This window comes from Pseudomonas sp. IT-P253, assembly GCF_949768125.1.
In the GTDB taxonomy this organism is placed as follows: domain Bacteria; phylum Pseudomonadota; class Gammaproteobacteria; order Pseudomonadales; family Pseudomonadaceae; genus Aquipseudomonas.
Genome location: NZ_CATKPT010000008.1, coordinates 46,702 through 67,777, shown reverse-complemented (window position 1 = coordinate 67,777; position 21,076 = coordinate 46,702). Strand labels below are relative to the sequence as shown.

Below are 21,076 nucleotides of genomic sequence, written 5' to 3'. Positions count from 1 at the left end.
GTTTCGTTGGTGTCTCGATTGGTGGGCCGGGGGAATTTGAATTCGATCGGTAAGATATTGATTTATAACATTAATGACGTTCTTGATTTTTAGTTGGAATACCAATTGGAATACTGCACTCCACTTGACCTCCCGTTTCATTCGATCTGACCAGCACGCTTTGTAACTATGATTGGCAGTGAACTGCCCATAGTCGCTGGTGGCGACAGGCAGAAATCGGCCGAGGCTGTGTAAAAACGTTTTTGAGCGCTGGCTGTATCTGACAGCAGCCTGAAAAAAGCGCCCCTGCATAAATTCTGAGTCTGCTGAGGCGCCGCGCGGAATCAGATTTTACGTAAAAAACGCGGACCAAAAAAACGTGAATGCGTTTTTACACAGCCTGGGCAAGAAGCGGACATTGCCAAGCCTAATATTGCGATTGATTGCCTGAGCTGCGTCACTTTGGGAGTGAAGTCGTTTGGCTTTGTGTTCGTAATTGCGTTAGCTTTCGGCTTGCTAGGCGTGAGGTACAACACCACTACATTGATAGGCGCCCGCCGCGGTTCAGGTATGCGGCTAATCAAAAGCTGTTTCATGTCATTTGTTGATGTAGGCATCTGAAATCCTGCTGCGGATGCTCTAGTTTTTCTTCTTGATGTCGTTGGTAAATCATCAACCTAAAGCCTGTAGTAGATCCGTCGGATCGCATTATGGCGGGCTGGCTCATGAGGGAATCGGAAGCACAGTCTCCGAGATCAGCTAAGAGCTTTGAATGTGGAGTTCATGAAGCATAAGTACGGATGGCTGAAGAGAAATCGGCGCATTGTCACGCGCTTTTACAAACTCGCGAAAAGCCATCGCGGCGATGGTCTCATGGGCCTGCGCCACGCTGTGTTTAGGACACTATTTTTCGTACAGAGCCTAGACTGTACTGGGTGTGTCTTATCGATGTACCATCGAGACTATCCTGTCTTCGATGGGCGCGAACTCCACTGAACCCTAGTGCTCATCTGCTGTGATGGCCTTAAAGGATTTCGTACAGAACTTACACGAATCATCAATTGAATTGCTCATGTTCCGTTAAGTCAGATGTATATATCATCTGATGACTTAGCTCTAGAAGCTCTGAGTAGCACTTATCAAAATCTTTAGACGCCTGAAATGAAGACTTCCTACATTCTTCATCCATGACATCAATGAATCTATTCACACCTCTCAAATCAAACAGACTCTCCAGTAAAAAAATTCTCGACTGTTTTTCCTCGCCACCTAGCATATGGTCGAGCAATCGCCATTCCATGCTATACTCCCCCTCTTCGAAAATTAAATATATGGCTGCAGATGCTGCATTTCCACCAATAAGAAGATCCAGGCCACAACCACACTTACACAGCAGGCCTCGATGCTCTTCACCAAAAGTTTTTGATTGAAGCACTCGACCAGCATTCATCAATGCCTGAATGACAGAAAATGGCAAGTTCGGAAGCTCCCTTGCAATCTCATCGCCATCGACGATTGTATAGTCCACATGTTTCTCGTCGAGATATGAAATTAATGATTTGTCAGCCCTTGTAGAATAAAATCCGATAAATTTATTCGTTCCGTGTTGCCTAAGTCTATCGCGAACCGAGCGTTCATTATTGGCAACCACACTTTTGTCTGAGTGAACATAATTCTTGCAGCTTACGAGACAATACACGCCGCCTATCTCTACCTTTAAATCGATTCCTCCATCGGGACCTACCGAAGGCTCGTCAATAATCAGATAACCTTTGCTTTCAAGGTAGTAATATGCAAAATTTTCCCAGTCATCTGGGCTCAACTGGTTGAATATTTTCATTGAAAAGACATAGCCTCCATGAAAAAGCCGGCATTGACAGGCCGCATGCGCTGCATCAGTCTACACATAAACTCTCGGCGGGCGGGGTGAAAATTGGATAAATCTAACGAAGGATTGTCTGAAATATAATTAGAAACTAGTCTGTTCCAAGACGCAAATTGGTCCGGGTGCAAAATTTGATTTATTTCTACCCAGCCACAATAAGTGTTGCCATCAAATTGAGCTAGACACGACTTCAAACCATAAAGGAAATAAAGTTGATTTTCATATTGCTCCAGCAGTACCAATGAGTACGAAATGTTTTTTACCTCTAGAATATCTTTGCCGCAGCCACACACGCAAAGAAGAGGCTTAAGCGGTTTGTCTGTATCTTTATTGTTATAGTATCTCCAAATAATCCGGCCTGCACGCTCTCCATTACCAAAGTATTTATCAACGAAAAAAGATCTAGCATATGCCATGTAAATCGCAATGCGAGCACCGTTAAATAATACAAATGGCACGCCAAGGGATTTCAATCTAACATACAGTCCGGTGCTATAGTTTCCAGAATAAAATCCAATAAAGCCATCGGCATTGCATGTATCAATCCTGTCAAGGATATCTAACTCCTTCTCTGTGCCGATAGCTCCATTTCCCGCATTATGCCGAGCACTCAAAAAATACCTTTTTCCATCAGCCTCAACCACATAACTAGAGTTTTCGCTTTCAATACAGTTCCAGCCCATTTCATTAAAAAATTCAGCCGAAAATTCAATCCAATGGCGTTCATCAATCCAAGAGCTGAACTCTTTCAAATAATTCATTTTTTCTCCATGACTAAATATCTAACGTAACGAATCATAACCCACTCTAATCGCTGATTATCCTGAAGGTGCGGAGTCGCAAACGAACGGTTTAACATATCTTCGGGACGCTCAAACAATGGGTGGGGCGACGCATTTCTTGACGCGAAGCTGGCAGGGGTAAATGCAGAGATGAGCTTGAATGTGCTCGCCTACATCTTGAAATGGATCATGAAAATCATCGGTACTAACGGTTTGATGAAGGTGCTGTCGGCCTAAAAAAGCTGGTTTTGGCCCATCCAAGAGAGTGTAAAACAGTGTTGACGTGTTCCAGGTCTTTACCGATGCAAGCCATGGTCCTGACCGTGCGATCGCTCAGCGAACAAACGTCGATACTCCAAGAGTACGAGGCCATGAGCTTTTTTGCACACTCTGAGCCGATAGCTGCCAGCCACGAGGTAGTGGCTCTATCCCAAAGGCAGCAATCACTAGGCTGTCGGTGTCTGATAGGTTCGGCAAAGTCTCGACGAGCCCACTGCATGGCCACGGTATCCAGTGCTGCGATCTCCCGTAGCATCCAGCCGGTGGGGCCTTGCAGCACAAGGAACAGAGTTTCACGCTCGTAAACGGGGGCGAGGGCCGAGATGGCGTCAGGGTTGTCCATCAAACGCACCATGCGCACCCTGGCGTCTATCAGCTCGGGCGTGAGTGCTGCCACCGAAAACCAGCGTCGGTTTCATCGCGGCCAACTGGTTTGTGCAGGTTGGCCAACAGCGTGGATAGCACTGTCGGATCGAGTGTGAGGCTGACCGCCAGGTACTGCTCGCCAGACTCAGGGTGCACCGTGCCCAGCGCTGGCAACTCGATGGACATGACGAAATACGTCGTCGGGTCATACCGCAGCGTGCGGTCGCCTACGGTCATGGTTTTGCTGCCTTGCGGGATCAGATTGATTATCGGGTCATAGACCGCAGCCAGTATGTGCTCGGGATCTGCCCTGGACCATGGCAATGCGCGGAATGCCCCTCTCCGTGCGGCGGGTTTTGGCCCTGGCAGTCAGGGCTCGGAGTTCATTCAATTGATTATTGTGCGGGGCGGGAGCAGATCAAGGCCAGCAAGTGACGCTAGGCACCCGGCACAACTGCTAGAGGGACTGAGTAGACAGTCTGATGGCGAAATAGTAGCCTGGCTTGACAGCGCTCGAGTGAAATCATTCTGCAATATTGTACTTCTCGAGTGGACTTATCGGTTGGCAACGATGATTGAAAGCCAGATGTTGTCTAAAACCTACCGCAGCTAGATGCTAAAAAAACGCACTCGAAAATTTTTTACACCGAACGAGCAGATATGGCAGACCAAAAATTAGAACCACATAAAATCACGAAGCCGATACAGCTTTTGGGTGCTTGGCTTGTAGGATTGGTACTTACTGACTCAATATTTCTTACCGCGACTTTATCCCTCGACGCACAAAGTTGGGAGAGGGGCGCGCTGGTAATAGCTGCAATTATTAATGTGCCTATATTTCTTGGTGCTCTGTTTTTACTGCAGACAAAATTTCGTGCCGAGCTCCAAGAAGATACCTTTTATCATGAGTATATAAGCAAAAAATCAGCATCTGTCGTAAGGATTGATAAGGATACAGTGCAGGATAACCGCTTAAGTGAAATAGAAAAGCGTATTTCGCAGCTAGCAGAGTTGAAGTCGCCAGTTACAGCCCACAAGCCAGAGAGCTTAAAAAATCCAAATCTTGACTGGAAAAATTGGGCCGTTGGAATAAATCACTTACACCCAAACTATAAAGAGATAAAAAATGCCCTCCGAGCCTCTGGGATACCCATAGCCTCAATCTTTGGCAGTGCGAAACTTTCGCCACCGGAAGTATGGACCATTGCCTTAAATCCTATGCTTCCTGTTGACCACAAGGTACAGATTCTAAGAGCGGCCCTGCCACATGGTTTTGAAGGGATTGAATTATACGAACCCATTGCAGAAGCTGGGGAGACCGAGGACGTTTATATAGGTGGTTATGGCGTGGGGAACTACTCAAAAGTCACGCCGGAACTGTATGATTTATTAGATGGCGACATTTATGAGGCGGAGCTTTCATTGTATTGCCAACAAAACAAAGTGTATGCTGAGCCTGAGGAGGCTTAAAGGTTTTAAAGCCAGAATCCACTCTCTATGCACTCGGATGGCGGCACACGGTTGCTCTGCAGTAACAGTTCCTCGCAGCAGTAGGCGATTGTTCAAGAGTTGCCATATTTTAATTGACATTAATAATTTAATTACTAGAGCGCGAAAAGCATGACGAGTTCTTTGATTCAGGCGTCAGCAAGGCTCTGGGTAGAAATATTCAAGCTGAAGCCATTTCTAACTGCCTCGGTTACCGCCGCGGTGACTGTTATAATGACTGTGTCGACTATATATTTTGACTATATTGACAAGTCTAATCGAGAAGCTAAAAGACTTGAGAATAATAATTATGGTTTGCAAATTAGTCAGCTGGAAGACACGGAGCAGAATATTCGGCAGCTACTTTCTTTTGTGAAGATGCAACAAGCTTCTCTCCGAGAAACGGAAGATAATATTTCTAAGCTAAAAACAGAACAGGAAAAATTACAACCTCTTGTTGAGTCCAATAGGGCGGTGGTCGAAGCTCTGTTCCGGGCGCAAGAAGACCGTACAAATGCTGGCATTTGGAAGGAACGGTTCATCGGGTTCGGGTTCGGTATAGTCGCATCTCTAATTGCCTCATTTATTTGGTTTGTCGGAAGTTTTCTCATGGCAGGGCGTAAACCAGACGCTGTAAGCGAAGCAAGGAAGGAAGCCTAAATTCAATCGCGCAGTAGTTTCTTAAGCTGATCGGAATAGCTGACTGGCCGCATCGACCCTGCCTCGAACGTCTGCTCCTGGACGATTTTTTCCGTTGCAGCGGTATCCTGCGAACAGGCCCATCCATCAAGAGAATGTCCACGCTGAGATAAATGAAGTGGGCAAGTGAGGTTGCTGGGCTGCCTACTCACGAATTATTGAGCGACCAATCAGTAATTCTCGGCCGTTCCCTAATCGCTTCCAGACCAATAGGGCCGTGAGCCGATAGTAATACCGGGTAGCATCGGAATGCCCCTTCAGATGGTGAGCCAGAAACCAGCGCACATGCTTGAGCTGCCAGGTCCAGGGATTGTCTCGCTGCCATCGCTGTTGAATGGCCGCTTGCATGATTCGGGCTTGCCGTAGGTGTCGTTGCTGCGTGACCTTCGAGCCGGTCAGTACGCCGCTCAGGAACAGCGCCATATCGAAGGACTTGGTCATGCTCGACCTCCAATGTAGGCCGACATCACATCGATCCGGTTATGCCCGAGTTCAAGGCTGATCTGTTGGCGCGCCTGTTGATCAAGGTCGCGGGCAATGCGATAGCAGTGACCACCATTGACCGGAGCCGCGTGGCCAGTGAGCTGCTCGTAACGTTCGCAGGCGTAGGCCGCTCGCAGCTCATGGAAACCCTTCAGCCCGTGTTCATGCAGTGTTTCGCGGGCGGGGAGCACGGTCTGTTGCATGAACGCGGCGTAGTTTTCGTCTCGGGCCAACAAGTTGCGGCTGCCGGGCGGCGACGCATTCCGAGCGAACTGTAGCGCCGTCTTCACCTCCTGAGTTGCTGCGATCCACCGCTGTGCTGATGCGCCTGAGCGGCCGCCTTTGGTGCCGTCCTGGATGTTGATGCGGCCTAAGTGTTCGGCCTCGCGTTGCAAGCGCGGCAGATCGGCCAGGATCGCTTCGCGCAGGCGCATACCGGTTTCTCGCGCCAAAAGGACAATTGCCGCCACCCGCTCGTGTTGCTGTTCGCCAAGCGCCTCAATCACTCGCTGCACTTGTTTGCGGTCTTGGCCATCCGGTGCGCAGGTGCGTACGTTCGAGCGCTTCTGTCCCAACGTCTGACTCGGACTGGCGATCCTCACGTCCTGATCACCGCGCAGCGCAGCGAGGGTGCGGTTGACGCTGCTCAGGCGGTTCTGCGCGGTCGCGATGCAGAGTTCACCTTGCTGGATCTGCTGGCGCAGATACGCGGCGTAGTCTTGCAGCGTCCGGCGATCGATCTGGCGCGCATCGTTGTAACCGGGGCCGTCCTCTGATCGACACCAACACACGAATGCTTGCCAGCGATCGCTATGCGCTTTGACCGTGGCGAAGTGGCCGCCGGCAAACAGATCCTTGAGCGCTTGTGGGCCGGCATAGCTCAGCTGACGACCGTAGCCAAAGTTACGACCATCACGCCGACCGACTAGAGCCATCATCATCACCGTTTTCATTTGTTTGCAGAAAGCGCAGCAGGGCTTTCCAGTGGGGGCTGATCCTGTCCACCTGCTGCCAGTGTGTCGGGCGGATCAGGAGGGCGTTCTCGTGGTGTTGCAACAGTGCCCCTTCCTCACGCAGTTGCTCGATCAGCCGGGCGAGGTGGGTAGGCTCCAGTGGTGGTGTGGCGACAGCGGCGACAGTGGCGACAACCCGCGTCGCTTCTGGCCTGGCGCGTGGCGACAGGGTGGCGACAGCAGCGGCGACACGCCGCGATTCGGGTTGCGGTTGTTGTTGCGCCTGGTAGCGACGCACCGCGTCATTGAGGCGAAACATGGCGGACCTCGAAGGTTTTTCCGTCGCGGCTGCTCAGCCAGCGATGAGTGATCAGCGCGACCAATAAAGAGGCGGTATGGTCAGCGCTCTTGCGGGCAAAACGAGGACCGTTGCGATTGACGTCGCGGACGGTGAAGTGGGTCCAGCCTTTCTGCGCCAACCAGCGCAGCAGCCGATCCGCTTCTTCGCGTCGGCTATTGACCGGCTCCTGTTCGGTCAGGCGCTGAATCTCGGCCAGGTAGTAATCCATCAACGTGGAGGCGCGCTGGATGTGTGCTTCGTCCAACACACTGGCCTCTTCAACCATGGCCAGCACGCCCGCGATGCGCAGTACATTCGCCGCGGCCTTGCCCGCGACAGGCTGGACGCCGGCCAGCTCGCCGAACTCGCCAGACTGGCACTCGATGGTGTCGTGAATATCAATCCAGGCCCGGCGGGCATGGGCAGTCAGCTCCAGGGTGGCGGGATTGAGTGATCCATCCTTGTGAAGCGACCAGGGCTTTTGCAGCAGGGCGGTGATCCGCTGTTGGTAGCGCTGGACTTTTGCATCTCGGGTCAGGTCGATTGCCTTGTAGAGTCGCTGGCCGGCCAGGCGCTCGGGCCAACTGATCAGGCAACGGCCGAGGATGCCTTGGCCATTGATCACCGGGTCTTTGAATAGCTGGTTGGCCAGGTAGGGCTGCAGCATCAGGTGCAGGCTGAGGCGGCGGTCATAAGCCCGAAGGCTTTCCCCGGCCATGGAGCGTGCCCGGTCGATCGGGCTGCCATCCCACAACGTCGACAAAGTGGTGATCGCCTTGAGTAGGTTCTCTTTGCTCATGGTGCTGCTGCCCAAGAACTGGCCACCTTCGTCATTGAACAAGCCCATGCTGGGCAAACCATGGCACAGACTTTTGACCAGGGCCTCGATAGTGGGCTCGGCAATGATCAGTCTCGGCGGTACTGGCTCGGATACTTCGCCGCCTTCCGCCTCCGCGTGTTTCTTTGAGGTTTTGGGTTTGGTCATGTTGCTGGTAGCGGCGCGATAAGCTTTGAGCTTTTCCGCGTACCGGATCCACTGCTGTCGCTCCCAGTCGCGCGCCGCCTTCAGTGCCAGCTGATCCACCGCGCTTTTGCGATCACCCGAGGACGCCACCGTCAGTAGGTAGAGGGACAGCGGATAGGTTCGACCGTCGAGTTGGACATTGGCATGACTCTGGCTCACCAGAGCAGCGCTGGCGAGCACCGATTGTGCTGCCATGGCGCAGGGTACGCCGATCACGTCGGCCAGTCGTTCGACCGCAGGGCCCAACAGATCCCCCAGTGCTTTGACCGGGTAGGGCAGTGGCGCCTGTTGGTATTCCAGCAATGGTTGTGGTGGCTCGAACGCTTCGAACAGTTGCATCGCCATTCTCCTGAGATTATCGACTTCGTCCTCACTAATCCCGCCACGGTTGTTGAGTGTTATCAGGGATCAAGGCCCCTGCGACCTGTGAGGTTTGTCCACTCACGTGGGACTGACGGCTCCTTACGACCGGGAGCTTGGGCACCTCATGATCTGGCCTCCTGAGCACTTCCGAAGAAGTGGGCGGGTGGAGGCTGCACTGGCTGACGAGACCGGTGCCGCGAGATCCTGAGTCGGGTGAAGGCAATGAGGCGATGACCGGGGCGTGCCTGACTGTCAGTCAGGTGCAGTCCATTCCTTGGGCTGCGGCACCATCATCGGCATCGCTGTTGCTGGTGACTTCGGTGTTTGTCACGCCGATTGTCACGAGGGGGAAAGCCGCAAAGGCCCGTGCGAGCAGGGCTGCAGCAGTGTGATATGTGCCCGTCTCTTTAGGGGGCAAAGAGACGGGCAACAGGTTGGCGCAAGAAATGGCCAAGCGAATAAATTGCTGCAGAGCAGCCAGGAGAAGGCATGAGTTGCCGCAATGGGCAAAGCTGAGAAGTAGGCATCCATCACATCGCTGTGACCGTGCGAGCCGCCGGACGCTAATCGCACTTGGGGGTGAACCACCAGAATGTGGCGTAGCCTCAAAGGTTCTGGCTACCTGGGTGCTGTCGAGGACAGCGCTTGTACAGTTCTGGTTTAGCGCTCGTTCTGCTCGCGGTCAACAGTATTTTGGGGGCGACTCTTGCGCCAATCGGTAGCGCTGGAAGACCTTGGAACCCGGTGGTTTTCCATAGGCGGGTGGTCGTTCGTCGGTTTTTAATGTGAGCCTGCGTAATTGCATGGACTTGACCATTTGCATTGTCACTGACCAGTCGAATTGCATTCGACCTGACCAGCACACGCCGTAGTGACGACCGGCGGAGAACGGCCAAAAGCAGACGAATCTGAGGCCATATCGACTGACATCCGCTCGAGTCGAGGTCAGGTAAATACACGGGGCCGCGCTTGGCCACACGAATATCTTGAAGGATTCCGGGCGAATGGAGGGTAATTAAACCGACCCACCCACGCCCTTAAACTTCTCAACAAAAACAGAGATTTTCTGGAAGACGTTCTGCTTTTTTGACAGGTATTGCGGATTCAGCGGACTCATTTTAGGCAGCACAGCATTGAGCTCGGTGCCATTGTCACTGGCAAACTCCCGTTTCAGTGAGGTAGTGATAAAGCGTCTGGCCGCGTCGGCGTTGAGGTTCTCGCTGTCTATCAGCTCGGCAGCCTCACGTTGCTGTTCCACTTGAGCAAAGCTGAAGAAGGTGTCGATCACGCTTGCCTTATCGCCAATCTGATCCAAATTGGTCCGATTGATGAAATCCACCAGCAAGCCTTCTTTGGCGCGATTACCCAAGCTGGCACGAACCACCCGGCGCACCTCATCCACTAGATCCGACTTGCTCTTAATCTTCTTGTTGTGCTCGAAGATCAGCTCCAAAATGTAATCCAGATTAATTTCCTGCGATTTGAGCAGATCCACTTCAAATACCACGTCATCCCAATCAATGGTGGATTTTTCCTTTTCAGCGCCCGCTCTTTCCCGGCGCAGCCAATCGCGCACATCGTTATAGGTCGAACGATAATCCTGGATTTTCCGCTCCGCCGGCATCTTGATCGCTTGCAGCGCGACAAGGTCTTCATCCTTTAAATAATGCTGAGCCTTGAACGCCTCGACCGCCGTAGAATCGTTCATGTCCACGCTTTGCAATGCCTTCAGACTGGCGAACTCATCGTAGTTTTGCAGCACGTTCTCAACGCGCAAATACTCGCCAAACAGCTTGGCAAAGGCCTTTTTGTCAGACTCTTTTTCAATCGTCGCAGGGTGGGGGAAACGCTGTTCCAGCTCGGAAACGATCTCAACGAAACCACGCCGCGCCTCACCCGTCAGCACATCGGTAAAGCCCTCCATGTACTCCTTGTAGCTCTTCTCCAGCACCACGTTTCGGGTATTGCTGTTGCCGAACAAGGTGATAGCGTCGATGGTTGCCTGTTCCAGATCGCGGAAGGTCACGATGTTGCCGAAGGTCTTGGTCGCATCAAAGATCCGGTTGGTACGAGAATAGGCCTGTATCAGGCCGTGATAGCGCAGATTCTTGTCGACGAACAGCGTGTTGAGTGTGGGCGCATCGAAGCCGGTGAGGAACATGCCCACCACGATCAACAGGTCGACTTCCCTCGCTTTGACCTGCTTGGCCAGATCGCGGTAGTAGTTCTGAAAGCCTTTGCTGTCGACACTGAAGTTGGATTTGAACAACGCGTTGTAGTCCGCAATGGCCGAGTTCAAGAACTCCTTGGCGGTGCTGTTCATGGCAGAAACGTCGAAGCTCTCGTCCTCGATCTCGCCGACCGCGTCCTGCTCCTCATTGGCCGCGAACGAAAAGATAGTAGCCACCCGCAACGGCTTGTCACTGTCTTTCTGCAGTTCCTTGAAAGACTCGTAGTACAGCTTGGCGGCCTCCACGCTGCTGACCGCGAACATGGCGTTGAAACCCTTATTGCCCGCTTGCAGGCGGTGGGTTTTCTGCCGGAAGGTGTTCAGGATGTACTGCGTGATCTCGCGGATACGCTCGGGGTGCAATAAGGCCTGTCTGTTTTCCGCCGCGCTAATTTTTGTCTCATCCTGCTCAGTTTCAATCGCCTTGAACTGCGGCCGCACATCGTTGTAATCGACCTTGAACTTGAGCACCTTTTCGTCGCGAATCGCATCGGTGATCACGTACGAATGCAATTCAAGGCCAAACACCCTTGCCGTATCTTCTGCACCTAACGCGTTGTGGCCTGCAAAGATTGGCGTGCCGGTAAAGCCGAACTGATAGAACTTCTTGAACTTCTTCTTCAGGTTCTTTTGCGCTTCACCAAACTGGCTGCGGTGGCACTCGTCGAAAATGAAGACCACCTGCTTGCCGTAGATGGGCAGGTCAGGCTCGCTCTTCATCAGGTTGTTGAGCTTCTGGATGGTGGTGACGACGATCCTGTTGTCGTCCTTGTCCAGGTTACGTTTCAGGCCCGCCGTGCTGTCCGAACCGTTGACACTTTCCGGGGAAAAGCGCTGGTACTCCTTCATGGTCTGGTAATCCAGATCCTTGCGGTCCACCACGAAGAACACCTTATCGATGAACTCCAGCTCGGTAGCCAGGCGAGCGGCCTTGAAGCTGGTGAGCGTCTTGCCGGAGCCGGTAGTGTGCCAGATGAAGCCGCCGCCTTCGCGCGAGCTCCACTTCTTGGCCTGAAACGCGCAGTTGATCTTCCATAGAACGCGCTCCGTGGCGGCGATCTGGTACGGGCGCATCACCAGCAGCGTGTTGCTGGTATCGAAGACCGAGTAGCGCAGCAGCACTTTCAGCAGGGTGTCTTTCTGGAAGAAAGTGGCGGTGAAGTCTTTCAGATCCTTGATCAGGCTGTTATCCGCCTTCGCCCAGTTCATGGTGAAGTCGAAGCTGTTCTTGTTGCGCTGGGTGGTGTTGGCAAAGTAACGACTGTCAGTACCGTTGGAAATCACGAACAGTTGCAGGTACTTGAACAGGGAGTTCGCGCTATTGAAGCTTTCCTTGCTGTAGCGGTGCACCTGATTGAAGGCCTCACGAATCGCTACGCCGCGCTTCTTCAATTCCACCTGCACCAAGGGTAGACCATTGACCAGAATCGTCACGTCGTAGCGATTGGCGTGGCTGCCGGTTTGCTCGAACTGCTTGATCACCTGCACCTTGTTGCGCAGGACTTTTTTTTTGTCCAACAGGTAGATGTTCTGGATACGGCCATCGTCGAAGACGAAGTCGTAAATGTAGTCGTCGTGAATCTTGCGGGTTTTCTCGACGATGCCATCGCTGGGCCTGTCCAGCCAGGTTTCGACAAAGCGCTGCCACTCACTGTCGGAAAACTGCGCGCTGTTGAGGGTCTGTAGCTGCACGCGCATGTTGGCCAATAGGGCTTGAGACGTGTTCAGGCCGGGTAGATATTCGTAGCCCTGTTTCTTCAAGTCCTCAATGAACTCACGCTCCAGATCGCCTTCGCTCTGATAGCTCTCGGCAACCGGCCATTCCTTTTGGTATTGCTCCAAAACGATGAAGTTCTTCAGTTCGGCAATGGCTTTGTAGTCGCTCATTCTGGCGCGTCCCTTTTTTGCAACAGCTTTTTCGCTTCTCGGTCTAAATCGGACTCGATACGCTGCTGCCTATTGAATTTTTACACTCGGCAAATGCTTTCTGTTCCAGCTGCCAGCTGGGGAAATATTTTATCAAACATTCTCTTTATTCTGCTGCCAGTAGCCGTAGGTGTTCAGTTTTTCAAGTAGCAGGCCAACCATCTCTTTTTCGGGCGGTGTAGGTTCTGCAATCTCTTCGTTGGACAGGGTGTTGTGGGGATAAAAATTCATAACCCGAGCGGCGTAAGCCTTTTTATCCTCCGGCAACAGCTCAGACCATTTTTGATACCCCAGAAAGTTAGCGGTTTTTTCATACAGATTACGCAGTAGCGCAAAATGGTAGCGCTGTACGCTATTGGTAGCGACCGCTTGCTCGATAATCGTTTTAATGTGCAGGTGATAAGAAAAGCTTTTGTTCGAATCGCCCTTCTTTTCCTCGTGCACAAATGTGCCATCATCCAAGCGGCTGAAAATATAGCCACTCTTTGCCCCAACCTCATTGTAAAGAACGTTGTAAAAAAGCGCGTTGTGTGTAGATACGATGAATTTGATGCTCGACTCACTCGAATTGATCAATTGCCCCAGGTTTACCGCCAGCTGAATCAGGTGATTCTCATCCAGAGAGCTGACCGGATCATCAATAAAAACATATTCCAGCTGATTAAATTGGTCGATTTCGCGATCAGCCGGTTCAGCGACATTGAGCACGCCGATCACCTGCTCAAGCAGCGTATAGAAAATACTCCAGATGAAATTACTTTCTTCACCCTTGGAGATTTTCAGGTTTCCCGAATTTGTCGTATCACCACGTTCCATCGAGAACGTGACTTCCGAGAACGCCTTGATGGTGACCTCGTTACCATCCTTGTCCTGTTCTTTTCGCTCTGCATTGAATCGTGGCGTGAGCTTGTCGTTGGTGTAACGTTGAAAGGTCGTGATGATGTTCTGATCCTGCCCCTGATCCATAAGCACCCAATCCGTGAAGGTGTTGGGTTGGATTTTCAGTTTGGGCTCGGCGTCGTCGGCCAGGTCGTTGTCCCAATAGAACAAATCTTCAGTAAAGGCGCTGTAATAGAGAATTTTGTTGCGTGATAGCCCAGGTTGATCCGCGCTATCGCCTTCTTCACTGGCATCCGCTTTTGGAGCGATTAGCTGCTTGAATTCCCGCGACAGACGCGTCTTGCCCGTGCCGTTGAAGGCGTAGATCAACTGCACCTTCTTCTTGATGTCTTTCAGCTCTCGGGCAATTTCGTTAAGAGTCTTACCCATATTACGCTGCTACCTCTTCCGACTTGGGGAAACGCAACAGCAAGTCACGGTAATGCTCGCATTGCCGTTGGCGTAAAGCAATTTCGCGCGACAAGTCTTCGCTGATGGAATTGATGAGGGCGTCTAATTTGTCCAGTATGACGACGATACGTGCTTGCTCTGAAAGCGATTTTTCAGCGTCGTCCGGGTAAGGAACTGGTATCCGAACCTTTGCAACGCCATCTGTTAACAATCTGTTAACTTTTCCGCGAGATACATGCTTCGCTTTCTCATCGATGAATTTAGCTGTTTGCATTACATAAGAAATGAACTTTGGGTCCATTGAGTGACGAAAAGCGTAGCTATCATCGTGGATGGCAACTTTTTCATTTCCGAGCCACGCCACCGCCTTACCAACATCCTCAACAGTCTCACCAACACCGGCCATTACCACGTCACCCGGCTCTGCGTAGCGTAGTGACCCTGCCATATCGTTTCTGACCTGAGAATAAGCTCGTGTCGTAGAAACGCCGTAACGCGTGTATATCTCGCCGTAATGAATAACGCTGATACCGTCTTCAACATAATCAGCTTTGGTAAAACGTTTGCCACGAATAAATACGCCAATCTCTCCTAGCGCCTTCCACTCCACATTCCCTTCTTTAAAACTCAACAACTGGTCACGATAATGTTTGTATTGCTTTTTTCGGGCGGTAAGCTCGACGGTAAGCTCGGCGGCAAGCCTGGCGGTGAGCTCGGTAAAGTTGTCGAGTATGCGGACGATTTCGGCTTGGATTTCAAGCGATTTTTTGGGACTTTCTGGGCAGGGGATGGGGATTTTTAAACTCTCAATTTTCCCAACAGCCAATCCGGGCTGAGCAGATTGTGATGCATACTGATTTAGATTCATTAGCGTCAGTAAGTGAAATGCCCAATCAATATTTATGCAATCACTTGGCGTAACAACGACCGCGTGTTCTGTCGCATAAAATTTTCCGTTTGTTCGCTGCACGTTTCCACATAATGCACCCTGCCGACCAATGAGCAAATGCCTCCCATCATGGCTGTTCTTTGCAACAAAGCCACGAATCCCATTCCCACCAAAACATGGATATGGGTGCTCGTTGCTAGCCTCCTCCATGATGCTGCTTGCCGAAATATGTTGCCCAGCGCGCATGTGTACAACTTCGCCCAGCAGCTTCCACTCGACATCAACCCCATCCAGCAGCCTTTTCAAGAAATTCACGCTGCTCATGCCTCCAGTTCCTTGTCCTCGATCTCCGCAACGATCGCGTCAATTTCTTTGCGTAGCTGGTCGATCTTGGCGACCGTGATTTTCAGGCTGGCATTAAGCTGAGCGATATCCACCACTTCGCGGTTGTCCTTGGCTTCCACATAGCTGCTGACGGACAGGTTGTAGTCGTTGGCCGCCACCTTCTCCAGAGGGATGGACTGGGCGAAGTGATCGATATTCGCCTTGCTGTCGAACACCTGCATGATCTGCTTTATATGCGAATCCAGCAGCACGTTGTTGTTGGTTTCCTTCTTGAGCAGGCCGCTGGCGTCGACAAACTGTGTGGTGGTGTCGGTCTTGTGTTTGGACAGTACCAGAATGTTGACTGCAATGGTGGTGCCATAGAACAGGTTGGAGGCGAGCGAAATCACGCTTTCCACATAGTTGTTGTCGACCAGGTATTGGCGGATTTTCTGCTCGGCGCCGCCCCGGTAGAAGATGCCGGGGAAACAGACGATGGCCGCTCGGCCTTTGGCCGAGAGATAACTAAGGGCATGCAGCACGAAGGCGAAGTCGGCCTTGGACTTAGGCGCCAACACGCCGGCCGGGGCAAAGCGGTCGTCGTTGATCAGGGTGGGGTCGTCCATGCCCTTCCACTTCACTGAGTACGGCGGGTTTGAGACGATGGCATCGAAAGGTTTGTCATCGCCAAAGTGTGGCTCGATGAGAGTGTCGCCTAGCTGGATGTTGAATTTGTCGTAGTTGACGTTGTGCAGGAACATGTTCATCCGCGCCAGGTTATAGGTGGTGTGGTTGAGTTCCTGACCGAAAAAGCCGTCTTCAATGATGTGGTCCTCGAAGTGCTTCTTGGCTTGCAGCAGCAGCGAGCCCGAGCCGCAGGCCGGGTCGTAAATCTTGTTGATGCTGGTTTGCTTGTGCATGGCGAGCTGGGCAATCAGCTTGGAGACCTGCTGCGGGGTGAAGAACTCACCTCCTGATTTGCCGGCGTTGGCAGCGTAGTTGGAGATGAGGAATTCGTAAGCATCGCCAAACAGGTCGATGTGGCTGTCGTCAAAGGTGCCAAAGTCCAGCCCTGCTACGCCTTTGAGCACCTTCGCCAGTCGTTCGTTTTTGTCTTTGACCGTGTTGCCCAGGCGATTGCTGGTGGTGTCGAAGTCGGCAAACAGGCCTTTGATATCGCGCTCGGAGGGGTAGCCGCTGGCGGACGCCTCAATATCTTGAAAGATGTTAGCCAGATCGGTGTTCAGGCTTGCGTTGCTGTGGGCACTGGCCGCCACCTTGGCGAATAGCTGACTGGGGTAGATGAAGTAGCCTTTGGTCTTGATGGCGTCGTCTTTGATGTCTGAGGTAATTACGCTATCGGGCAGCTCGGCATAGCGGACGCTCTCGTCACCGCCTTCGATATAGGTGGCGAAGTTTTCGCTGATGAAGCGGTAAAACAGAGTGCCGAGCACGTATTGCTTGAAGTCCCAACCGTCGACTGCGCCACGCACATCGTTGGCGATTTGCCAGATCTGGCGTTGCAGGGCGGCACGTTGTTGGGTGCTGGTCATGGTGTTTTCCTGTTAAATTCATTTTACTTGGCCACTCCATCGCGCGATGAAGAGGCTTTGGGAGGTATCGAATGTGCTTGACCAGCTTGCGCTACCGCCTGCCAGAGAGCTCTCCGGGATCTTATGATCCGCCGGAGGCGCTTTTTGGCCATCCTCGATGGCCGTCAGAAGGTGGTCATCTGCTGCATTGGCAAAAGCAATGGACTCCTTGGCGCTTTCTTTGGAGCCTGCCTTCCTGCTGGTAGTGGTTGTAAGATTTTCTTGTCGAGGCACCCTCTCCAGACTAACGATGCTTCCGCGCTGTATTCATTTTGGTTCGCTCCTGCGCTCTGCATCGTCATCGGCACCACCTGCGCGCACCCATTCATCAATCTCCGAGAGCTGAAATTTCCACAGGCGCCCGATCTTGTGCGCGGGAAGTCCCTTGTGCTCCCGCCAGCGGTAAACGGTGTCCTTCACTACGCCTAGATGCCGGGCAACATCGATTGCAGTAACCCAAGGTTCGGTAGTCATGGCATTGATGCTCAAAGGCTTCTAAAGTCGCTTTAAATCGTTATAAGTCTGCCAGATAGACGAATCAGCGACCATCTTTAAATGCCCATGATTGCTTGGTCGAATTTGATATCTACGGTTTGTCCCGGAGCGGGAGGAGAGGCGGCTGGAAACTGCTGTTTGCTTGGTGCCGCCCAAGCTTCCGTAAAATGAGATTGCCCAGTGCCTGATGGAGGAGATCTGTTGAGGTCGGCTTTGGGTCGGTTACAGTCCTTCAGTGCTTGGCTGACACACTCGCGCTAAGTGGCACCCGCTGACCCCCATCAACTGCAAACGGCAGGTCAGCGCGAATGTAAATGACTGGTCAGTGGCAATGCAATTAGGTGGTCAAGTGAGATGCAATTACGCAGAGCCCACGCGAGTGGGAATGCGGAGCCTTCCCACTCGCGTGGGCTTGGCCGAGAAAGCCCCAAGAGTAAGGCTTGCAACGGCGACAGTCGCCACTTCTGTCGCCATGCTGCAGGCCAGGTATTGCGCGGGTCGCCGCCGGTGTCGCCGCTGTCGCCAAATCAACCATCACTCCATCTGAAGAGTCATTTTCGGTTACTGGCGGCGTCCGGTGAGCGATCACCGTATTGGCACGACGTTGTGGTCCCTGGTTTGATTGATCGCAGATGCCGACAGGTTGCCAGTGGCTGCTTTCTGGATGTGCTCACTCCACCAGGCCATCATCGGGCGCCGGCGTTCGATGTAGTCAGCTCGGTTGTAAGCGCTTCGGACTTCATCCTTGTCGACATGCGCCAGCGCGACTTCGATCAGCTCCGGATCCCAGCCATGCTCGTTCAGGATGGTGCTGGCCATGGAGCGCATGCCGTGGCTGACCAAGCGGTCCTGGAAGCCCATGCGTTTCAACGCCATGTTGGCGGTCTGGCTGTTGGCGTGGGTGCGCGGATTTCTATCTGCCGGGAACACGTATTCCCTATGGCCGCTGAGGGACTTGAGCGCCTCCAGTAACGCGAGTGCCTGTTCGGTCAGCGGGATGGTATGCGGACGCCGCTTTTTCATGCGCTCCGGCGGGATGGTCCAGATGCGTTTGTCGAAGTCGATATCTGTCCAGCGGGTGGTAGCCGCTTCGGCAGGACGGGTCATGGTGTGCAGTTGCCATTCGATCAGGCAGCGGGTGATCCGCTTGATGCTGGCGTTCGCGATTTCGATCATGAGCTCGGAAAGCTCATCGGGTCGTAGCGCGGCCATGTTCTGTTTTTTGGGTTTCTTGAATACCGCCCGAATGCCACTGAGGGGGTTAGCGAAAATCAACCCGGAGTTCACCCCGTAGGTCATGATCTCGTTGAGCCGTTGGCTCAATCGCTTCACGGTCTCGAGGCTGCCTTTGGCCTCGATTGGGCGAAGCAGTTCGATGACAATCGGTGCGGTAATTTTCGAGAGCGGCGTTGTTTTCAGGTCTGGAAATACATGCAGTGTGAGCGATCGCCAAATGTCTTCGGCGTACGCCGGCGTGACGGAGTCCTTCTTCAGCTCGAACCAGGCGGTGGCCACGTTCTCGAACGTATGTTCCGTCTCCGCTCGTTTGGCTTCGTCCTGTGCATTGCGTTGCACCTTGGGATCAATGCCTTGTGCAAGCAGCTCGCGTGCTTCCACCACTTTCTTCCTGGCGTTCGCTAGCGAGAGCTCTGGGTATGTGCCCAGCCCCATATTGATACGGTTTTTGGTTACCGGCTCGCGGTAGTTGAAGTTCCACAGCATCGAGCCATTGCTCCTGACTCGGAGCTGAAGGCCGTCACCATCGCTGAGGACGTAATCCTTGTCTTTTGCCTTGACTGCCTTGAGCTGGCGGTCGGAAAGGCGAAGGGCTGGAGCAGGCATGAGAGCTACCTCTGACACCGTTTTGGTATTCCAAAAAATAGCACCGGATGGCTTGGAATACCACTTGGAATACCCAAACGGCTGGAAATCAAAAAACCTCTCCAGCGCCCAGTAGCGCTTAAACCCTTGGTTTCACTGGATTTTAGGCACAAAAAAAGACGTCCGTGGACGTCTTTAGATGTTTGTTTGGTGGAGCCGGGGGGATTTGAACCCCCGTCCGCCAGTACTCCGCTGTCGGTACTACATGCGTAGCCGTTTCTATTAAGTTAACCCTCAGCGACCCGAAGGGCAGGGTGCTTTGGGCGAGTTGTGTAAGTTTTAGCCGCTTCGTCCACAACGTACTGCACGGCGATTCTGTTCTATATGACAATCACTTTGGGTTTACAGACATCCCCGGATGATTGCTGGACCCGAAGGTACCAGAAGCTCAGGTCTAAGGCTGCTTACGCAGCGATAGCGAATTCCTGGCCGTAGTTATCGTCATTGGCAACTATAAGTAGTTGCAACAGTGGATTTACGAGTTCTGTTACCAACTCGGCATGCACCTAAAGTTTCGCAACCGGCGTCGAATCCTAAACGGCCCCGAGCCCATTGCTCTGTGAATCAAAGTGAGCAACAAGCCTGTGCAGTGTACGCCAACGCGCGTGAGAAGGCCAACCCGAAGGTTGGCCACCACAGATTATGGGTTGGGTTGGTTGCTCTGTTGGTCAGCGAGTGCCAATCCCTGGGTGGCCTCGGTGACGCATTTTTTGTCGTCCCCGGAGGCTTGTGAAGCTTCGGCGCTGGAGACCAGTCTTTTGATCTCTATTATGGCGCTTGCGGAGGTCGCCGGTAGTGAGTTCACTTTGCCTTTGAGCTCTTGCAGCTTGCTCGTACAAAGGTTGTTGTCCGCAGCAAATACAGGAGAGGCCAACATCGCAGCAGAAATGAACAGACCAGCGAGTGCGGTACGTTTCATGGATATATCCTTGAGCTGATGGTCTCGGTGCTGCCGTATGAGCGGGCGGCTCGGCCGAGTCCGAAAAATAAGCCACGATTGATGGGGCCTACCTAAATGACTACGGCGCTGCGCAGGAGTTCGTTTTTTTCAGAATGGCTATGAAAAAACTGTTTGATAGGCGCAATGGCGCTAAAAAGAGGCGCAAATGCTAATGCCCGTCAGCCAGGAAATCTCAGGCGCAACACGCTTCCTGTAGCAGCTGGCGAAGCCTGCGTTCGGCGCGGGCCGCGATCGGACGAAGCCGTCGTAAACCTGTGCACGAGGTGTTTCTGATGCACCGCGTCGGCTGATTTCACGACGGCTGCGCCGCCGAACGCAGGCTTCGCCAGCTGCTACAGATCGCATAATGGCTTTTCGCTGGTGGCCTCTTCAAGGGCACATCGGATCGCCGCAGCGCTCGCTCCTACGGGCTTCGCGTCTTCCATGTATTTGGGCATGGTGTCGGTTTTTTTACAGCGACGCGGGCGGTTCACACATTACCAAACCCCAGATGCAACAAAACCCGCAATTGGCGGGTTTTGGTTTGCTTCATGGTTGGCCCTGAGCTGAGTTACTTCCCGCCTTTGCTCGCGTTCTTGAGGTCCTGGATGGTTTGGGTGGTCTCGGCGATGCAATCATCAGTACCTTGCTTGGTGCCTTTTGCCTGGTCGGCTTTGGCTTGCTTGACGGAAGCCTCGACCTGGTCAGACATCTCCGCAGGAATCTGTGCCTTGGCGTTGGCGATGGCTTGCAGGTTGACCGTGCAAAGGTCGTCGGCGGCAAACGAAGCAGAAGCCATCATGGAAGCAGTAACGAACAGACCAAACAGTACAGAACGTTTCATGTGTATCTCCTTGAGCTGAGGGAC

General features: G+C 52.7%; 16 protein-coding genes, 1 other RNA gene and 2 pseudogenes. 3 read left to right on the top strand and 16 right to left on the bottom strand.

The genetic code is table 11. The features are described from left to right. Positions 1–1,036: 1,036 nt before the first annotated feature. Positions 1,037–1,819: a hypothetical protein gene (locus ACM6IR_RS04535; protein WP_414906577.1), complete on the bottom strand. Its 783-nt coding sequence runs from the start codon at positions 1,817–1,819 to the stop codon at positions 1,037–1,039. Next, positions 1,816–2,625 (bottom strand): hypothetical protein, encoded by an 810-nt coding sequence (locus tag ACM6IR_RS04530; protein ID WP_414906576.1) that lies wholly within the window; start codon positions 2,623–2,625, stop codon positions 1,816–1,818. Before ACM6IR_RS04530 ends, ACM6IR_RS04535 begins: the two co-directional genes overlap by 4 nt. A 68-nt stretch (positions 2,626–2,693) precedes the next feature. On the opposite strand from ACM6IR_RS04530, the pseudogene ACM6IR_RS04525 reads away from it, so the two are divergent. After that, a pseudogene (locus tag ACM6IR_RS04525) lies at positions 2,694–2,883 on the top strand (IS5/IS1182 family transposase); the annotation flags it as partial. Between the two features lie 223 nt (positions 2,884–3,106). On the opposite strand, the pseudogene ACM6IR_RS04520 reads toward ACM6IR_RS04525, so the two are convergent. After that, positions 3,107–3,610 (bottom strand): annotated as a pseudogene (locus ACM6IR_RS04520) (AraC family transcriptional regulator); the annotation flags it as partial. A 341-nt stretch (positions 3,611–3,951) separates the two neighbouring features. Between ACM6IR_RS04520 and ACM6IR_RS04515 the strand changes: the two are divergent. Together ACM6IR_RS04515 and ACM6IR_RS04510 are read left to right on the top strand one after the other, a co-directional pair. Next, positions 3,952–4,761 (top strand): hypothetical protein, encoded by an 810-nt coding sequence (locus tag ACM6IR_RS04515; protein WP_414906575.1) that lies wholly within the window; start codon positions 3,952–3,954, stop codon positions 4,759–4,761. A gap of 150 nt (positions 4,762–4,911) precedes the next feature. Beyond that, positions 4,912–5,439 carry a hypothetical protein gene (locus ACM6IR_RS04510; protein WP_414906574.1) on the top strand — a complete coding sequence of 176 codons (528 nt, stop codon included), beginning with the start codon at positions 4,912–4,914 and terminating at the stop codon, positions 5,437–5,439. Positions 5,440–5,622: 183 nt separating this feature from the next. Here ACM6IR_RS04510 and ACM6IR_RS04505 read toward each other — a convergent pair whose 3' ends face one another. The 13 genes from ACM6IR_RS04505 to ACM6IR_RS04445 form a co-directional block, all read right to left on the bottom strand. Next, a complete protein-coding gene (locus ACM6IR_RS04505) occupies positions 5,623–5,919 on the bottom strand; it encodes a hypothetical protein (RefSeq protein ID WP_414906573.1) in 297 nt (98 codons plus the stop codon). After that, positions 5,916–6,896 (bottom strand): integrase domain-containing protein, encoded by a 981-nt coding sequence (locus ACM6IR_RS04500; protein ID WP_414906611.1) that lies wholly within the window; start codon positions 6,894–6,896, stop codon positions 5,916–5,918. Before ACM6IR_RS04500 ends, ACM6IR_RS04505 begins: the two co-directional genes overlap by 4 nt. Then, entirely contained in the window at positions 6,874–7,233 is a 360-nt protein-coding gene (locus ACM6IR_RS04495) for a hypothetical protein (protein WP_414906572.1), read from the bottom strand. Before ACM6IR_RS04495 ends, ACM6IR_RS04500 begins: the two co-directional genes overlap by 23 nt. Beyond that, positions 7,217–8,617, bottom strand: a complete 1,401-nt coding sequence (locus ACM6IR_RS04490; protein ID WP_414906571.1) for a YfjI family protein — start codon at positions 8,615–8,617, stop codon at positions 7,217–7,219. The genes ACM6IR_RS04495 and ACM6IR_RS04490 overlap by 17 nt, the downstream gene beginning before the upstream one ends. A gap of 1,039 nt (positions 8,618–9,656) precedes the next feature. Next, positions 9,657–12,758, bottom strand: coding sequence for a type I restriction endonuclease subunit R (locus ACM6IR_RS04485; RefSeq protein ID WP_414906570.1), 3,102 nt, complete (start codon positions 12,756–12,758; stop codon positions 9,657–9,659). 132 nt (positions 12,759–12,890) lie between these two features. Then, the gene (locus tag ACM6IR_RS04480; protein WP_414906569.1) at positions 12,891–14,066 is read right to left on the bottom strand and encodes an anticodon nuclease; all 1,176 of its coding nucleotides are present in this window, start codon (positions 14,064–14,066) and stop codon (positions 12,891–12,893) included. Position 14,067: 1 nt separating this feature from the next. Next, a complete protein-coding gene (locus ACM6IR_RS04475; protein ID WP_414906568.1) occupies positions 14,068–15,300 on the bottom strand; it encodes a restriction endonuclease subunit S in 1,233 nt (410 codons plus the stop codon). Continuing rightward, positions 15,297–16,853 (bottom strand): type I restriction-modification system subunit M, encoded by a 1,557-nt coding sequence (locus ACM6IR_RS04470; protein WP_414906567.1) that lies wholly within the window; start codon positions 16,851–16,853, stop codon positions 15,297–15,299. The genes ACM6IR_RS04475 and ACM6IR_RS04470 overlap by 4 nt, the downstream gene beginning before the upstream one ends. Positions 16,854–17,159: 306 nt before the next feature. After that, on the bottom strand, positions 17,160–17,366 hold the full coding sequence (locus ACM6IR_RS04465; protein WP_414906566.1) for a helix-turn-helix domain-containing protein: 207 nt from the start codon (positions 17,364–17,366) through the stop codon (positions 17,160–17,162). Between the two features lie 606 nt (positions 17,367–17,972). Continuing rightward, positions 17,973–19,229: an integrase domain-containing protein gene (locus tag ACM6IR_RS04460; protein WP_414906565.1), complete on the bottom strand. Its 1,257-nt coding sequence runs from the start codon at positions 19,227–19,229 to the stop codon at positions 17,973–17,975. A 187-nt stretch (positions 19,230–19,416) separates the two neighbouring features. After that, positions 19,417–19,813: a transfer-messenger RNA gene (gene ssrA / locus ACM6IR_RS04455) on the bottom strand. 95 nt (positions 19,814–19,908) lie between these two features. After that, entirely contained in the window at positions 19,909–20,187 is a 279-nt protein-coding gene (locus tag ACM6IR_RS04450; protein ID WP_414906564.1) for a hypothetical protein, read from the bottom strand. 592 nt (positions 20,188–20,779) lie between these two features. Next, the gene (locus tag ACM6IR_RS04445) at positions 20,780–21,052 is read right to left on the bottom strand and encodes a hypothetical protein (protein WP_414906563.1); all 273 of its coding nucleotides are present in this window, start codon (positions 21,050–21,052) and stop codon (positions 20,780–20,782) included. Positions 21,053–21,076 lie beyond the last annotated feature (24 nt).

Bases quoted from the DNA above. Each gene is read 5' to 3' on its own strand.
- ACM6IR_RS04535 (WP_414906577.1), bottom strand. From the start codon at position 1,819: ATGAAAATATTCAACCAGTTGAGCCCAGATGACTGGGAAAATTTTGCA.
- ACM6IR_RS04530 (WP_414906576.1), bottom strand. From the start codon at position 2,625: ATGAATTATTTGAAAGAGTTCAGCTCTTGGATTGATGAACGCCATTGG.
- ACM6IR_RS04515 (WP_414906575.1), top strand. From the start codon at position 3,952: ATGGCAGACCAAAAATTAGAACCACATAAAATCACGAAGCCGATACAG.
- ACM6IR_RS04510 (WP_414906574.1), top strand. From the start codon at position 4,912: ATGACGAGTTCTTTGATTCAGGCGTCAGCAAGGCTCTGGGTAGAAATA.
- ACM6IR_RS04505 (WP_414906573.1), bottom strand. From the start codon at position 5,919: ATGACCAAGTCCTTCGATATGGCGCTGTTCCTGAGCGGCGTACTGACC.
- ACM6IR_RS04500 (WP_414906611.1), bottom strand. From the start codon at position 6,896: ATGGCTCTAGTCGGTCGGCGTGATGGTCGTAACTTTGGCTACGGTCGT.
- ACM6IR_RS04495 (WP_414906572.1), bottom strand. From the start codon at position 7,233: ATGTTTCGCCTCAATGACGCGGTGCGTCGCTACCAGGCGCAACAACAA.
- ACM6IR_RS04490 (WP_414906571.1), bottom strand. From the start codon at position 8,617: ATGCAACTGTTCGAAGCGTTCGAGCCACCACAACCATTGCTGGAATAC.
- ACM6IR_RS04485 (WP_414906570.1), bottom strand. From the start codon at position 12,758: ATGAGCGACTACAAAGCCATTGCCGAACTGAAGAACTTCATCGTTTTG.
- ACM6IR_RS04480 (WP_414906569.1), bottom strand. From the start codon at position 14,066: ATGGGTAAGACTCTTAACGAAATTGCCCGAGAGCTGAAAGACATCAAG.
- ACM6IR_RS04475 (WP_414906568.1), bottom strand. From the start codon at position 15,300: ATGAGCAGCGTGAATTTCTTGAAAAGGCTGCTGGATGGGGTTGATGTC.
- ACM6IR_RS04470 (WP_414906567.1), bottom strand. From the start codon at position 16,853: ATGACCAGCACCCAACAACGTGCCGCCCTGCAACGCCAGATCTGGCAA.
- ACM6IR_RS04465 (WP_414906566.1), bottom strand. From the start codon at position 17,366: ATGACTACCGAACCTTGGGTTACTGCAATCGATGTTGCCCGGCATCTA.
- ACM6IR_RS04460 (WP_414906565.1), bottom strand. From the start codon at position 19,229: ATGCCTGCTCCAGCCCTTCGCCTTTCCGACCGCCAGCTCAAGGCAGTC.
- ACM6IR_RS04450 (WP_414906564.1), bottom strand. From the start codon at position 20,187: ATGAAACGTACCGCACTCGCTGGTCTGTTCATTTCTGCTGCGATGTTG.
- ACM6IR_RS04445 (WP_414906563.1), bottom strand. From the start codon at position 21,052: ATGAAACGTTCTGTACTGTTTGGTCTGTTCGTTACTGCTTCCATGATG.